Origin of the sequence: Pseudoalteromonas sp. HM-SA03 (assembly GCF_002289345.1) — a bacterium.
Lineage (GTDB): Bacteria > Pseudomonadota > Gammaproteobacteria > Enterobacterales > Alteromonadaceae > Pseudoalteromonas.
The window spans coordinates 88,134-103,294 of sequence record NZ_NSDG01000002.1 but is presented as its reverse complement, the minus strand read 5'-3'; the positions used below and the strand labels follow the sequence as shown (position 1 = coordinate 103,294).

At 42.6% G+C, this 15,161-nt stretch carries 13 protein-coding genes and 1 pseudogene; 2 read left to right on the top strand and 12 right to left on the bottom strand.

Annotated features, from left to right (window positions below):
• Window position 1 precedes the first annotated feature (1 nt).
• The 10 genes and pseudogenes from CKO50_RS00410 to CKO50_RS00365 form a co-directional block, all read right to left on the bottom strand.
• Entirely contained in the window at window positions 2–1,255 is a 1,254-nt protein-coding gene (locus CKO50_RS00410) for an NAD(P)/FAD-dependent oxidoreductase (RefSeq protein WP_095726569.1), read from the bottom strand.
• Window positions 1,248–1,964 (bottom strand): SDR family NAD(P)-dependent oxidoreductase, encoded by a 717-nt coding sequence (locus CKO50_RS00405; protein WP_095726568.1) that lies wholly within the window; start codon window positions 1,962–1,964, stop codon window positions 1,248–1,250. Before CKO50_RS00405 ends, CKO50_RS00410 begins: the two co-directional genes overlap by 8 nt.
• On the bottom strand, window positions 1,961–2,386 hold the full coding sequence (locus CKO50_RS00400; protein ID WP_095726567.1) for a nuclear transport factor 2 family protein: 426 nt from the start codon (window positions 2,384–2,386) through the stop codon (window positions 1,961–1,963). The genes CKO50_RS00405 and CKO50_RS00400 overlap by 4 nt, the downstream gene beginning before the upstream one ends.
• A gap of 6 nt (window positions 2,387–2,392) precedes the next feature.
• Window positions 2,393–3,768, bottom strand: a pseudogene (gene phrB / locus CKO50_RS00395) (deoxyribodipyrimidine photo-lyase).
• 2 nt (window positions 3,769–3,770) lie between these two features.
• Window positions 3,771–4,730 carry a DUF523 and DUF1722 domain-containing protein gene (locus CKO50_RS00390; RefSeq protein WP_095726566.1) on the bottom strand — a complete coding sequence of 320 codons (960 nt, stop codon included), beginning with the start codon at window positions 4,728–4,730 and terminating at the stop codon, window positions 3,771–3,773.
• A gap of 15 nt (window positions 4,731–4,745) precedes the next feature.
• Entirely contained in the window at window positions 4,746–5,396 is a 651-nt protein-coding gene (locus CKO50_RS00385; RefSeq protein WP_095726565.1) for a ChrR family anti-sigma-E factor, read from the bottom strand.
• Window positions 5,393–6,013, bottom strand: a complete 621-nt coding sequence (locus CKO50_RS00380; RefSeq protein ID WP_095726564.1) for a sigma-70 family RNA polymerase sigma factor — start codon at window positions 6,011–6,013, stop codon at window positions 5,393–5,395. Before CKO50_RS00380 ends, CKO50_RS00385 begins: the two co-directional genes overlap by 4 nt.
• A gap of 60 nt (window positions 6,014–6,073) precedes the next feature.
• Window positions 6,074–6,646: an LON peptidase substrate-binding domain-containing protein gene (locus CKO50_RS00375; RefSeq protein ID WP_095726563.1), complete on the bottom strand. Its 573-nt coding sequence runs from the start codon at window positions 6,644–6,646 to the stop codon at window positions 6,074–6,076.
• A gap of 80 nt (window positions 6,647–6,726) precedes the next feature.
• A complete protein-coding gene (locus CKO50_RS00370) occupies window positions 6,727–7,047 on the bottom strand; it encodes an MGMT family protein (protein ID WP_095726562.1) in 321 nt (106 codons plus the stop codon).
• Entirely contained in the window at window positions 7,013–7,927 is a 915-nt protein-coding gene (locus CKO50_RS00365; RefSeq protein ID WP_010377177.1) for a LysR family transcriptional regulator, read from the bottom strand. Before CKO50_RS00365 ends, CKO50_RS00370 begins: the two co-directional genes overlap by 35 nt.
• 100 nt (window positions 7,928–8,027) lie before the next feature.
• Between CKO50_RS00365 and CKO50_RS00360 the strand changes: the two genes are divergently transcribed.
• Window positions 8,028–9,107 carry an efflux RND transporter periplasmic adaptor subunit gene (locus CKO50_RS00360; RefSeq protein WP_095726561.1) on the top strand — a complete coding sequence of 360 codons (1,080 nt, stop codon included), beginning with the start codon at window positions 8,028–8,030 and terminating at the stop codon, window positions 9,105–9,107.
• Between the two features lies 1 nt (window position 9,108).
• Window positions 9,109–12,174 carry an efflux RND transporter permease subunit gene (locus CKO50_RS00355; RefSeq protein WP_095726560.1) on the top strand — a complete coding sequence of 1,022 codons (3,066 nt, stop codon included), beginning with the start codon at window positions 9,109–9,111 and terminating at the stop codon, window positions 12,172–12,174.
• Window positions 12,175–12,256: 82 nt separating this feature from the next.
• On the opposite strand, the gene rnd is transcribed toward CKO50_RS00355, so the two are convergent.
• Together rnd and fadD are read right to left on the bottom strand one after the other, a co-directional pair.
• Window positions 12,257–13,387: a ribonuclease D gene (rnd, locus tag CKO50_RS00350; RefSeq protein ID WP_095726559.1), complete on the bottom strand. Its 1,131-nt coding sequence runs from the start codon at window positions 13,385–13,387 to the stop codon at window positions 12,257–12,259.
• A 77-nt stretch (window positions 13,388–13,464) separates the two neighbouring features.
• Window positions 13,465–15,111: a long-chain-fatty-acid--CoA ligase FadD gene (fadD, locus tag CKO50_RS00345; RefSeq protein WP_095726558.1), complete on the bottom strand. Its 1,647-nt coding sequence runs from the start codon at window positions 15,109–15,111 to the stop codon at window positions 13,465–13,467.
• Window positions 15,112–15,161: the final 50 nt, after the last annotated feature.

The window sequence follows — 15,161 nt, the reverse complement described above, 5'->3', positions numbered from 1 at the left end:
TTCAAAATGAGATACCCAATTGCTCGGCCACATCTACGGCACTTCTCACCCCATCTTCATGAAAGCCGTTGAACCAGTACGCACCACAAAAATAACTATGGTGTTTACCATCGATGTCGGCTTTACGTTTTTGGGCCGCAATGCTGGTGGTATTGAATACCGGATGATGATAGACAAAGCGGCGGATCACTTTATCTTCAGCTATCCCTTCATCATGATTTAACGTGACACAGTATTGATGTTTGGCATCAAGCCCCTGCAGTATGTTCATTTGGTAGGTGACAACAGCGGCTTTGTCCGTTGCTTCGTTTAATAAATAGTTCCAACTGGCCCACGCCAGCGGACGTTTTGGCAATAAACGGGTGTCAGTGTGCAGCACCACTGAGTTTGCAGTATAAGGAATTGCGCCAAGTATCGCTTGTTCATCACTCGATGGGGTATTTAGTAATGCTAAAGCCTGATCGCTATGACATGCAAAGACGACTTTATCGAAGTACTCATTACTGCCATCTTTAAAGACGATGGTCACACCAGACTCATCACGAACCACTGTCTCGATGTTGGTATTAAGCACAATATTGTCTTTAAATTCTGCGACCAATGGTTGAATGTATTCTCTTGAACCTCCGGGTATAACATACCATTGAGGGCGATTTGTGATGTCCAAGAGCCCATGGTTGAAGAAAAACTGGACAAAGAATTTAGCTTCAAAGTCGAGCATTTCTTTGATACTGGTTGACCAAATTGCAGCGCCCATCGGCAAGATGTAGTGCAGCTTAAAAAATTCATTAAACTGGTGTTTCTGTAGCAGTTTGCCGAGTGTTTCAACACCTCGATAGTCGTCTTTTTCGTATAATGATTTACAAAGATCATTAAAACGCACAATATCCCTTAGCAATCGCCAGAAAGTTGGCCTCAGTAGATTACGTTTTTGTGCGAATAACGTGCGGAGTGAATGACCATTGTACTCAAACTTGGATTGACTGTTGTGAACACTAAAGCTCATTTCGGTTTCTTGGCGACTAACACCAATTTCAGCCAGTAGTTTTTCAAACTTTGGATAGGTTCTGTCGTTAAATACGATAAAGCCGGTATCAATCGCGAGTTTTTCACCTTGGTATTCAACATCAATAGTTGCCGTATGTCCGCCAATATAATCATTTTTTTCAAAGACTTTTATGTCATGTTGACGACTTAACAGGTATGCTGCGGTCATACCTGAAATACCGCTTCCAATTATTGCAATCTTAGCCACGGGCTATCCTTTTTGCGAGAGGTAACCACAACGAAAATGGCAGTAACCTGAAAAGTTTTAAAAATAGAGTAAATCTCTTTGGGAAATGTATTTCTTTGCTGCGTTTTGCTATTCCTTTGCTAATGTAACCAACGGCCTCATCGACACTCACAATAAATGGCATCGGAAAGTCATTCTTATCTGTCAAAGGCGTTTCAACAAAGCCTGGGTGAACTAAGGTTACATCAATGTCTTTTAATGTTGCTGTCAGGGTGCGCGCTAAATAGCTGACAGCAGCTTTTGATGCACCATACGCTTCGGCGCGAGGCAAAGGTAAAAATGCACTACTGGAACTTACGATACAAAGTTGCCCACCGGTTTTAATTTTTGGCAGTAATACGTCTAAGCAGTGGCCGAGTGAGATGACGTTGATATGCATTATTCGCTCAAACAAATGGCCGTCAAATTGGTTGGGATTATCGATATACTCACAACCACCTGCGTTGAGGATTATGAGATCTAAGCCGTCAATATCTTTGAAGTTATCTTCTATCTCTTCGCGGTTTGTTAAATCAAATGCTTTGTGCTTTGCACCTACGCTGTTTTCTAATTCGTTTAACACTTCTTTGTTGCGGCCACAAGCTGTTACTTGATGGGACTGTTTTGCATAAAATTCAGCAAGAGCTTTACCTATCCCTGATGTTGCGCCAGTGATTAAGATGTTACTCATGCCGTGATCCTTTTATCTAGTAGCCGAATAACACCACCGAGTAGCGGGACTTGGCGATACAGCATTTGCGCGCTGTCAAAGTAATCCCGATGTTGCGCCACTTTTTCGCCAATAAAACTCAAATGACTATGACCATCGACTTCTATGGGCTTACCGCCATTTAGCTTGGGGTGTTGATAGGACATAGTCCAGTAGATAAAGCTGGCGTCATCAACTTGATAGGCGTTCGTAACAAGAAATTCGATTTCAGAGACATTTTCATATAACCCCTGAAAATAACTCGTTAGCGCATCAAGTCCATGAATTTTATGTAAAGGGTCTACGAAGCTGATGTCCTCAGTGTAAATTGAAGCCAATTTACCGAGGCAGTGTTTGTCTATATCATTATAAATTGCCACGAATCGCTGCGTTCTGTGATCCATACCTATTTAAACCTTAAATGCGTCAAGTGCTCTTGCCCTTGCTTCTTTATGATCAACCAGCGGCTTTACATAGTCGTCCTTTCCGCCAAATGCGGCTAAATAGTCATGGGGAAAATGAATATGCTTTGCTGGAACATTTTTCAATTCAGGCACATATGTACGAATAAAGGAACCATCGGGATCAAACTTTTCGCCCTGCGTGATGGGATTAAAAANAAATATGGCTGCGCGTCACACCCCGTACTTGCAGCCCACTGCCAGCCACCATTATTACTGGCAAGGTCGCCATCTATTAATTTTGACATAAAATAAGCTTCACCTTCACGCCAGTCGATGAGCAAATGTTTGGTTAAAAAGCTGGCAACAATCATGCGTAGTCGATTGTGCATCCAGCCGGTTTTGTTGAGCTGACGCATTGCTGCATCGACAATCGGATAGCCAGTTTTACCATTACACCAGAGCTCAAACGCTTGGCTGTCGTCACGCCACCTAACCGCGTTATATTTATCGTTGAAATTAAAACCTTTACATAAACGCGGGAAAGCGACGATAAGATGGCGATAAAACTCACGCCAAATGAGTTCGTTCACCCAACAAAACTCTGGCTTACTTGGGTTTTCAAGCACTTCAGGGTAATGAAGTTGGATCTCTGCGATGAGCTGCTTGGGCGACACAATACCTAATGCCAAGTATGGACTGAGCCCCGAAGTTCCTTTGATTGCAGGGAAATCACGGTCATCTTGGTAGTCTGCTAGTTTGTCCTTAATAAAACGATTTACAATCGTGACAACGGCATTATCATCCACTGGCCACTTTTCAGATCCATTGGTCATCTCGAAAAAAGTTGGCTTTTTGAAGTTTGCTTCATGTTGTTTGTCCAATGGCCAGCTAGAGAAGTGAAATTGCTGCCCCACAAAGCACGTTAACCATGCTTTTTTAAAAGGAGTAAACACCTTGAACATCTCACCGGAGCCCGTAAGCACAGAGCCCGGTTTGGCGACGAGATCGCCATCGAATAATTTTAACGAAATCACAGTTTCACACGCTTCATCACGGGCTACTTCATTTACTTCGTATTCTTTATTTGCATATAAGCAATCAATGCCTTTATCGTCACAAACAACCTGAAGCTGCGTCGGCAGATCAGCGAATGTGCTCGCTTCAATGATATGTAGCGTAATGCCAAATTCACTAAGCTGATTGCCAAGCTCAAGTAATCTGCGCTCAAGTAGGTCGAGCTGAATACTGGCTACGTTATGTGATTGCCACTGTGGCTTGCAATAAAAAAAGAGCGCATCGCGTGCGCCCTCATTCACGGCTTCAATCAAAGCCTCGTTGCCGTAAATCCTGAGGTCACGGCGAAACCAAAAAGCTGTTTTCATTACTAAATTCCGAATCTTAAACGCAGTTCGTTGGGGTATGGGTCAAAGTACACTTGGCTTTGCAAATATTCTTTAGGATGTACGGTAAGGTGATGCTTGAGCAGGGTCAGCGGCACGTATAAAGGTACGATACCTTTGCGATATTGCTCTATTGCGCTGCACATCTCTTGCTTCTCGATGCTCGAAAGCTCGTTCTTAAAATACCCCTGTAGATGCGTTAACGTGTTTGCTTGATTTTTGCGATTGGCAGGCTTACTCAGTGCTGACATCAAACCACTGATGTATTTATGTTTTAGTGTCTCTTTGTCAAACTGTTTACCGTCCCCAAGTAGACGCCCTAAATCTTTATAGGCTTGGTAATTATGGCTCATCAGCAGATATTTATGTTTAGCATGAAACTTCGTCAGCTCGTGTAGACCGATGTTTTCGGATTGCGTTAGTTCCTGCCAGTTTTTATAGACAAATACCCGCATTACGAAGTTTTCTCTGAGGTGCATGTCATTTAATCTGCCATTTTCCTCGCAAGGCAAAAGCGGATTGTGTTTTATGACTTGCTCAGCAAAAATACCAATACCTTCAGAAGTATTCCCTGTTCCTGCTTCGTTATAAACCTTAACGCGCTCCATTCCGCAGCTTGGACTTTTGGCGCAAAACACAAAACCGGAAAGACTTTGTGTCTGTGAAGTTGCAACCTTTTCGCCAAACTCCTTAAGCTTTGGTGCGACATCTTCTTTACCGTCAGGGCGACTAACTTTGATAATGTTGCCTACACGGATCTGTCTGATGGTTGGTCTTGGAATTGGCATGCCTATCGCAACTTCCGGACAAAAGCGCACATACTCAACATGTTCGGAAAATTCATCCATACAAAAGTTTGAACGCTTGTGGCCTGAATCAAATCGCACTTTGTCTCCAGCCAAGCATGCGCTAATGCCAATTTTTATTGGTGATGAAAATTTCATTTCGCAACTATTCCTTTAATAAATCAACTTACCAATTGGGTTTAACAGCTTACTTAACCCTTTATTAAAGTGTAGTGCACTGCTGACTACGGTAAAGCACAAACAGCCTTCTTTTGTGCGTGGAGAATGGTTATGTTTGCCGTCTTGCCAAATAAAGTCGCCCGGTACGTATTCCCCAGCCTCATCTGCAAAATCGCCGTCAAGTAACAAGGTGATTTCAAAGCCTGTGTGGGTGTGCTCTGGAATTTCGCCTTCTGCACCGATTTGCAGAAGACTTGAGCGTAAGTCACCGTCTTCTAGCAATAACCGAGAGCGGGCGATTTTGCCTACACCTGAAAACTTGGTGCGATCGATATTCGCAATAGCCCGAGGTAACAGAACATCCCTGCCCTGATAGTTAAATGAGGGTTGGATATATTCTTTAATTTCGTCTATTTCGTCGTCCAGTGTTATCGCTTGCATCATTGCCTCAAAATCGCTGCTTAGTGCGGAGTCACTATCTCCTCCAAGCTGAACACTCGCTTCTTGCGCTTCAAGCTGTTGAGTCTTTTTCTGACAACATGGACACATTTCGACATGTGCTGCAATTGCGACACTGATACTTGCAGGCAAATTACCTTCAACAAATTGGCTTAATAATGAATCATTAGGGTGATGCTTTATCATGCTTGATCTCCCATTTCTGCGCGAAGTTTTTGTAAAGCAAGCCGTAAACGTGACTTAACTGTCCCGACAGGTATATTAAGATGCTCTGCCAATTGTTCTTGAGACATTTCTTGAAAGTACACGCCTTTGACTATGTCTCGTTGTGCTGGCGGCAACTTATTGATGTATTTTTGAATTTGCGCCGTTTGCAAGTGATCTTGAAAACCGTCGTCGTCAGCCTGCGAGTCTTGAATTATCGGCCAGATGTCTTCACTGATATGTTCTTCTTTATTACTCTTCATTTTACGCAATGCATCGAACGACGCATTACGCATCACGGTATAGATCCACGTTGTAGCTGCGCCTTTATCATGATGATAGAGGTGGGCTTTACGCCACACTGACGTCATCGTGTCTTGTACGAGCTCCATCGCTTGGGCGTCATTACCAAATTGTTTCACACCAAAGCGCTTGATTTTTGGCGCAAAGTACTCAAACAAGAAGGCAAAAGCTTTGCGATCTCGTTTTTCTGCAACCTTAACTAAAGCGTCTGATAACGCTTGAGAGGGAGTTTCTTGCACTGCTTTGCGAGTTCCTGACTGAACGTTGCAATCGATAGATTGCTGTTGGCCTAACATAGCTCACCTTCCAATTTATAATTATAAGCTGTAATACGCTGTAAAACTTGGCATGGATCACTATTTTTCATCTAATACAGTATGTAAGAACTCTGCCACCTGTTCAAATGTTTGTGCTTGTTTTATTTTTAGTTTTTGGGTCATCGAGATGGGTAAGATTTCTAGCCAACGATAAGCAACCCAAAGAGGCTGAGTAAAATGCTTGTCGCGGTACAAATCATCAAGGATTGGGTTGGCGATAAAAACGCTCTGAAGTTTATGAGCAAGGGTTTCGTCAACTAGACTAAATGCTTCTTCACTACATTGCCATGGCGGCCCATCAATAATGTCACAATCGCCATGACGTAAAGATTGTGAGTCTACTTCCACATTACTGATCGCGACGCGCGATAGTGCCTCAACATCAATGAGCAGCTGACCATCATCATCTTGTGAAAAGTCGACAATTTTAACGTGCACGCCTTCTTTTGACACATTGTTCGGTGAATCAGCTAAATATGGGCATAACACAAAACCTTGCTCTGTTTTAGCGGCCTCTTTTACCATATATAAATAGCGCTGCTCAAAGATCCGCAAGCGGGTGAACCCACCTGGAAGCAAGAATATTGGCAATGGAAATAAAGCGAGTTTCATAATTCCCGTTCAAATATACAAAAACTAACGATAATTACGACTGCTCTATTTATCTGGATCAGTTAACGCTAAATTTATGACTATTCCCAAACGCAGTGTTTAGCTATCACGTTACTATTTGAGAATGTGACACCCTCAGCTTGCAAGCGTGACTTTTGCTCTTGAAATTTACTACTGTCTTGAGGAAAAGAAATGCGCCGTTGGCTATTTACTACTCTGTACCAAGGTAATGTTGAACCTTGTGGTAGGTTTTTCAGCAATTGACCAACCTTTCGGGCATGTTTTGGATAACCAGCTAACTTCGCTATTTGCCCATATGAGGCTACCTTCCCAAACGGGATACCGCCAATTACGGTGAAAACCTTTTCAGCGAGTTCTTGTTGAGGATTGCTGCTTTTCATATTGAATATTTAACTCTTTTAATTTGTCCCAAAAATATCTTGCTACCGGTCCATGGTGTGAAATATGCAAACGATACGCGTGGATTTCAGCTTCAAACTCGTCTTTTCTATCAAACACCCTCACTTGTTGCAAAACACCAGACTCTAATTCTTCTCTACAAAGGTCAAGGCCGATTAAGGCATAGCCCATACCTTGTAATAAGTATCTTTTTATTGCCAGTGCGTCATCGAGTTTCATGACATTGTTACTGTTTCTGTATGCCAAGCGTTCACTGTCAAACTTGAACTTACTTTCTTTCATTGCAAGAGATGGGTATTGCGCAAGCTCCGAAAAACTAAGCTCTGGTGGCATATAGCCTGTTAATGAGACTAAGCCTAATTTTACGTGTCCAATCGGCATTGACTCTAAATCGCCAGTTGAATGAAAAAGGTCAAACCAAGGGCCAATGCCAAGGTTTGCAATTCCCTGTGTGACTTGCTCAAGTGCAAAAAACCGTTTACCACTTGATATGTTCATTTCAGTTGCGGGAAACTTAATGAAAGCATTGCCTAATACTTGATCAATCTGGTTTTGATATACGATCGGTTCGTAACAGATGTTAAAGCTTGGTTCATTACCCGCCGCGAATTCAGTCGCGAGTAATGACAAATCTCTATGATGATTAAGTAATTTTTCGGCTTCAAAATAAAACCGACGACCTTGCTCTGTTAACACATTGCGATATTTCTCACGCTCAAAAAGGGCAAATCCCAAAGATTGTTCTAATCTTTTAATTGATTGAGAGACCGCAGGCTGTGTCTTATGAAGCTTATTTGCTGCTTCGGTAAGGCTAGGCGCTTCAACAACGGTGCAAAACGCTGCTAAGTCCGAAATCTTCATAAATAAATCTTATGCAGTATAGAATGTTTTATAATTTTTATTTTATATATAATTCCATTATTCTGCACGCATTAAAATTGACGTTGTCATGGAGAACAATATGTTAAGAGTGTTTTCTGGAATTGTGCTGGCTATCCTATTAGTGGGTTGCCAAGAGCAAGCAGAACAAGCCCCAACAGAAGCCCCTAACCGACCAGTTAAAATTCACACGGTTTCGGATCCCAATAGTAGTATGCTTCGCAGTTTCCCTGCTGAAGTGGTGGCAAACCAAGGCTCCTATCTTGCCTTTCGTGTGAATGGTGAACTTATCGAGTTTCCAGTTCTCGCAGGCCAAGACGTACAAAAAGGACAATTGCTAGCCAAGCTTGATCCTGAAGATTTCAATCTGCAGTTTGAGCAACGTAAAGCCCAATTTGAACTCGCTAAATCGCAGTTATCGAGAATTGAGCCGTTATTTGAAAAAGGCATAGCGACTAAAGCTGAGTTTGATAAAGCAAATGCAGACAAGCAAGTTGCGGAGTCAGCTTTTAAAATTGCTAAAACAAATCTTGAATATAGTGAGCTAAGAGCACCATTTAGCGGCACGGTTGCTAAGGTATTCGTTAAAAATTATGAAAACGTGGTTGCCAAGCAAAACATCTTGCGTCTTGAAACACGTGATATGATGGATGTAATTATTCAAGTGCCTGAGCGCATAGTTGCACGTGTTGATAAAGATTCGGATTACAAACCGACCGTTGTTTTTGATGGTTACCCAAGTAAGTCTTACCCGCTTACGATTAAAGAATGGGATACGCAGGCAGACCCAGCAACCTTAACCTACAAAGTCGTATTTAGTCTTCCAATTCCTGAGGATTTTAATTTGTTCGCAGGTATGACAGGCCATGTTTATGTCGACCCAAGTAAAATCACAAACCGTGAAAATACGGCAATTATCGTACCTAACCAAGCCGTATTCTCTGATAAAAAGCAAGGCACAGAGGGGAATAGTTACGTTTGGCTGTATCAAAGTGATAAGCAGACCGTAACAAAACGCGAAGTAACCGTTGGCCAACTTAACCATACCGGTATTGAGGTATTGTCGGGCCTTGATCCCGGTGAAGAAATTGTTGCTGCGGGCGTGCATTACTTGCAAGAAGGCGCAAAAGTGAGACCTTGGACTAAGGAAAGAGGTCTGTAATATGAGTTTAGCCAAATGGTCAATTGAGAATAAGGTCATCAGCTGGATGTTTGCCTTGCTCCTGCTTATTGCAGGAGCGGTATCCTATTTAGGTCTAGGCCAGTTAGAAGACCCTGAATTCACATTAAAAAAAGCCATGGTCGTGACCATGTATCCGGGTGCCTCACCGCAACAAGTGGAGGAGGAAGTTACCTTTCCGATTGAAAATGCAATCCAGTCTTTGCCGTATGTTGACTACGTTACTTCAATTTCTTCTCCGGGAAAATCACAGATTACTGTTGAGATGAAGAGTAAGTACCGTAAGAAAGACTTACAGCAAATCTGGGATGAGCTTCGCCGCAAAGTAAATGATCTCTCGCCGAAGTTACCACCAGGTGTTATGTCGCCAAGTGTTATTGATGACTTTGCGGATGTGTATGGTGAACTCTACGCGATTACTGGCGAAGGCTATTCGTATGATGAGCTAAAAGACTACGTTGATTTCTTAAAGCGTGAATTAGTACTTGTTGAAGGTGTCAGTAAAGTCACTGTTGCGGGTGAGCAGCAAGCGCAAGTAATAGTCGAAATATCAACACAGAAATTATCGCAACTTGGCATTCCGCCCAGCCACATTTTCTCGCTTCTACAAGCTCAAAATACGGTTTCTAATGCGGGTAAAATAAGAGTTGGAGATGAGTCTATTCGCTTGCACCCTACTGGTGAGTTTACAGACGTTGCTGAGCTAGAAGGTTTACTTATCTCAAAGCCCGGTGCCAAAGAGCTTATTTATTTGGGTGACGTGGCAAAAGTGACACGCGAATATGCGGAAGTGCCGAATCATATTACACGTTTTGATCAAAAGCGTGCACTGCTGGTTGGGGTTTCTTTTACTTCTGGTGTAAATGTTGTTGAGGTGGGTAAAGAAATCGAACATCACTTACAGCAATTAGAATATCAGCGCCCTTACGGTATTACGATCAACACGGTTTACAATCAACCAACAGAAGTAGAAACCTCGGTTGATGGTTTCATCGTTAGCCTTTTAGAGGCCGTTGCCATTGTAATTATCGTTTTGCTTATTTTTATGGGTGTAAAGAGTGGTATTTTAATCGGCGGTATTTTGCTTATTACCGTGCTGGGTACCTTTATCTTTATGAAGATATTTGCCATTGATTTACAACGTATTTCATTAGGTGCTTTGATCATTGCACTGGGGATGCTAGTCGATAATGCCATTGTAGTGACTGAAGGCATTTTGATTAATATTAAACGGGGTCAATCTAAAGTAAAAGCTGCTGTGAACATTGTTGAACAGACAAAATGGCCACTTCTTGGCGCAACTGTTATCGGGATCACCGCATTTGCACCGATTGGCTTAAGCTCCGACGCCAGTGGTGAGTTTGCAGGCTCGCTATTTTGGGTGTTGTTAATTTCACTACTGCTAAGTTGGGTAACGGCTATTACACTGACGCCATTTTTTGCCAATATGATGTTTAAAGGGCCTAAAGAAAAGTCATCAGATACCAGCGGAGAAGACGACCCTTATAAAGGTGTGATCTTCACCGTGTATAAATCCATGCTGACCTTCTGCCTTAAAAATCGTGCTATTACGATTATTTCTATGGTACTGCTATTAGTCGCTGCAGTTGTTGGCTTTAAATCGGTTAAGCAGTCTTTCTTCCCAGCTTCAAATACACCGATGTTCTATGTGGATTACTGGCATTATCAAGGTGCCGATATACGTAGCACGGCGCAGAATGTTGAGAAAATTGAATCCTTTTTACTGGCCGATCCGATGGTTAATGAAGTAACTGCAACGATTGGGCAAGGCGCGCCTCGTTTTATGTTGACCTATTCGCCTGAAAAACAATACGACGCTTATGGTCAGTTAATTGTACGTGTAAAAGACCGAGAAGCAGTAGTGGCTATGATTGCCAAGCTTCGCGATTATGAGCTTGAAAATGAGCTAGACGGACGTCTCAAAATAAAGCGTATGGAAATTGGTCCTTCAACTGATGCAAAAATCGAGGCTCGGTTTTCGGGACCAGACCCTGTTGTGTTACGCCAACTAGCTGAAAAAGCCAAAGGTATTATCAGCCAAGACGATAAAGCGTTTAATATTCGTGACAACTGGCGACAAAGAACCAAGTTGGTGCGCCCACAGTTTAATGAATTGAAGGCGCGTCGATTGGGGATCAGTAAATCAGACTTAGATCAGTTGCTACTGACTTCGGTGTCAGGTAACAAGGTAGGGTTATATCGAGATGGTACACAACTGTTGCCTATCATTGCGCGCTCTCCTGAGGAAGAGAGGCTCAATGTTGAAAATCTTGGTGACTTACAAATATTCAGCCCTGTCCTTAGCGTCTACGTACCAGTTTCACAAATCGTGGATGATTTTAGCGTCACTTGGGAGGATAGTCTGATCATGCGCCGCGACCGCAAACGTACCATCACGGTAATGGCTGACCATGATGTGATAGGTGATGAAACGCCTGCTAAGTTATTTGCAAGAGTGAAGGCGGATATCGAAGCCATTGAGCTACCCCAAGGGTACGAGATGCAATGGGGCGGCGAGTATGAGTCGTCAAGCAAAGCGAAGAAAGCCATTTTTGGCTCATTACCAATCGGTTATCTAGCTATGTTTATGATCACTGTATTGCTCTTTAACTCTGTGAAAAAGCCATTAGTGATCTGGTCTACCGTACCACTTGCTATTATTGGGGTAACGGCAGGCCTTGTATTACTACAAGCACCATTTAGCTTTATGGCGCTGCTAGGCTTGCTAAGTTTATCCGGCATGTTGATTAAAAATGGTATTGTACTGATGGATCAAATAAATATCGAAATTGACTCTGGTAAGTCCCCTTACCAAGCGGTATTTGATTCTGGTGTGAGTCGTGTAAGGCCGGTGTCTATGGCGGCTATCACAACCATACTGGGTATGATCCCGCTATTATTTGACGTGTTCTTCCAATCCATGGCGGTCACCATTATGTTCGGTCTTGGTTTTGCGACCATACTGACGTTGATTGTATTACCTGTGTTACATTGTGTGTACTTTGGTATCGAACAACCGAAAGACTAGTTGAGTAACATCCACCTTCTTCGGAAGGTGGATGTTACTATCGCTTTGGCTTTTTTCTTTCACCTTTTAATCGACAGAAGTGCTACTGCCACCAACTGTCTAACTTATCTCCAACAAGCTCAGCTCTCCAGCCTAACACAAGATCGGGTTTCATCAGTAATTGCTTTTCTTCTGGTGACTTTTTCCACGACCAGCTGATCACCTGATTGATTTGCTTTTTCGAAGCAAACACATCAACCGGAATATCGTTAGTTTTGGCGACTTCGGCGATAACCTGTTTAATATCCTTGCACGCTGCTTTGTAACCTTTAAAGTCGATAAGTCTTCTCACGCGTTGTGGACAATCTTGTTCACTCACTTCTTTTGCTTTTTCTATACAGGCGAGAATTTCCTTACCAGAGCGATTGACTTCCATTGGTTCAACACCTGGAACATTACGTAAACTACCCAGTGAGCTTGGACGACGTTTGGCAATTTCTACCATGTTATGTTCTTTAAGCACGAAATTTAGCGCTAAGTTTTTTCTCTCTGCCTTGGCTCTGCGCCACGCTGCAAGTTCTTTTAGAGTAGCAAGATCTCTAGGCTTAAGTTGCCACACGTTTTTGATATCGAGATAAAGTACTTCATCTGGTTGACGGAAGCTTCTCTTTTGGGCAAGCAACTCACTCTCTTTAAGCACTATGTTAAATAGCTGTTTTTCATGTACCCGCGCATGGACAGTCTCAAAGCATGGCAGTAAATGATATACATCGGAGGCGGCGTAATCCAATTGGCTTTGAGTTAAAGGACGGCGTAACCAATCTGTTCTAGATTCACTTTTGTCAATGTCTACGTTCCTAAGTTGCTTCACCATATTCGCAAAACCAATACAACTCCCCTCCCCTAACAATTGTAAAGCAAACTGGGTATCGAATATTGGTGATGGGATGAAACCCGCAAACTTTAGAAATACCTCGATATCCTCTGACGGAGAATGAAGCACTTTTAAAACACTAGTATCGGAAAGTAATGTCCACAGGCTACTAAAATCCATAGTGGCCAGTGGATCGATAAGGGCTAGGTGGTTACCATCAAAGATCTGTAACAGAGCAATTTCTGGGTATAAGGTGCGGCGACGCATGAATTCGGTGTCGACGGCGAGCACTTTGGCTTTCGAAATAGACAAGACAAATTCATCTAGTGCTGTTTGGCTTTCAATAACTTGATACTGCACTGTTACTCCCATGCAATTTAGATAACTAGCAAAATCACGCTAGTTATAAAAAAGCCGGCTAGTGCCGGCTCTATTTGTTATTCTTTTAACGCTCTACGTAATATTTTACCAACGTTAGTCTTTGGTAGTTCATCTCTAAACTCAACTAGTTTTGGTACTTTATAGTTCGTTAGATTATCTCGGCAATGTGCAATTATATCTTTTTCTGTTAAAGATGGGTCTTTTTTAACAATAAAAACTTTAACTTGCTCACCACTAACTTCATGAGGCACGCCAACCGCTGCAACCTCTAACACGCCTTCATGCATGGCAACGACTTCTTCGATTTCATTAGGGAAAACGTTAAAGCCAGACACTAAGATCATGTCTTTTTTACGATCAACGATGTAGAAGAAACCATCATCATCATAAGTAGCNCCCGTTGCAAACCAGCCGTCTTTTAAACATTCGGCGGTTGCGTCTGGACGGTTGTAGTAACCAGCCATCACCTGCGGGCCCTTAACACATAGCTCTCCGGGCTCACCTTTGGGAGTTTCATTGCCGTTATCATCAATAATCTTAATGTCAGTGCTTGGTGCAGGTAAACCAATAGAACCGTTGTAGGCTTCAAGATCATGTGGGCAAATAGTAACTAACGGCGCGCATTCTGTAAGGCCATAACCTTCCATCAGCTTTGATTTTGTCACCTTCTGCCAGCGCTCAGCGACAGGCCGTTGTACGGCCATACCACCGCCTAGAGACATTTTCAGGGTTGAAAAGTCAAGGTCGGCAAAACCAGGTGTGTTCAACAAGCCATTAAATAACGTATTAACACCAGTAATAGCGGTAAATGGAACCTTTGCTAGCTCTTTCACAAAGGCCGGCATATCTCGTGGGTTAGTGATCAAGATATTGTGACCACCGTACTTCATAAAGGTCAAACAGTTCGCTGTTAATGCGAAGATATGGTATAGCGGCAATGCCGTGATAACGACTTCTTTTCCTTTGACTAATACGGTATCTAAACAGCCAGAGACTTGCTCTAGGTTTGCTACCATGTTGCCATGAGTCAGCATCGCGCCTTTAGATACGCCAGTTGTACCACCTGTATATTGCAAGAAAGCAAGGTCGTTCAGTGATACATCAGGTTTGCTGTATTTTGCAGGATCTGCTGCAATTACTTGTTTGAAAGGAATGGTATTTGGCAGACTAAAGTCAGGCACCATTTTTTTGAAGTGCTTAACAACAAAGTTCACCAGATGCTTTTTGAAGCCACCTAACATGTCACCAATTTCTGTCAGCACTACATGCTTCACACTGGTTTTTGGTAAGGCCTGCTCCAGCGTATGGGCAAAGTTTGCAAGAATAAAGATAGCTTTTGACTCGGAGTCATTTAGCTGATGCTCTAATTCGCGCACGGTGTAAAGCGGATTGACGTTTACAACGGTACAACCAGCACGTAGTACACCTAAAATAGTAACTGGAGTTTGCAACAAGTTTGGCATCATGACAGCAACTTTATCACCACGGCCAAGTTTCAATTCATTTTGTATATAACTAGCAACTGCTTTGGTTTTTTCATCAACTTGCTGATAAGTCAGTGTCTTACCCATATTGGTGTAGGCTGGATACTGAGCATAATCTGCAAAACTTTTTTCAAATAATTCAAGCAATGAGTTGTAATGCCCTGGGTCGATAGTTTCAGGCATACCTTCTGGGTAGCGCTTAAGCCAGATTTTTTCCACTCTTAGCTCCTGTGTTCTCGTTATTTTTATATTCACCCTAAACCATAAAC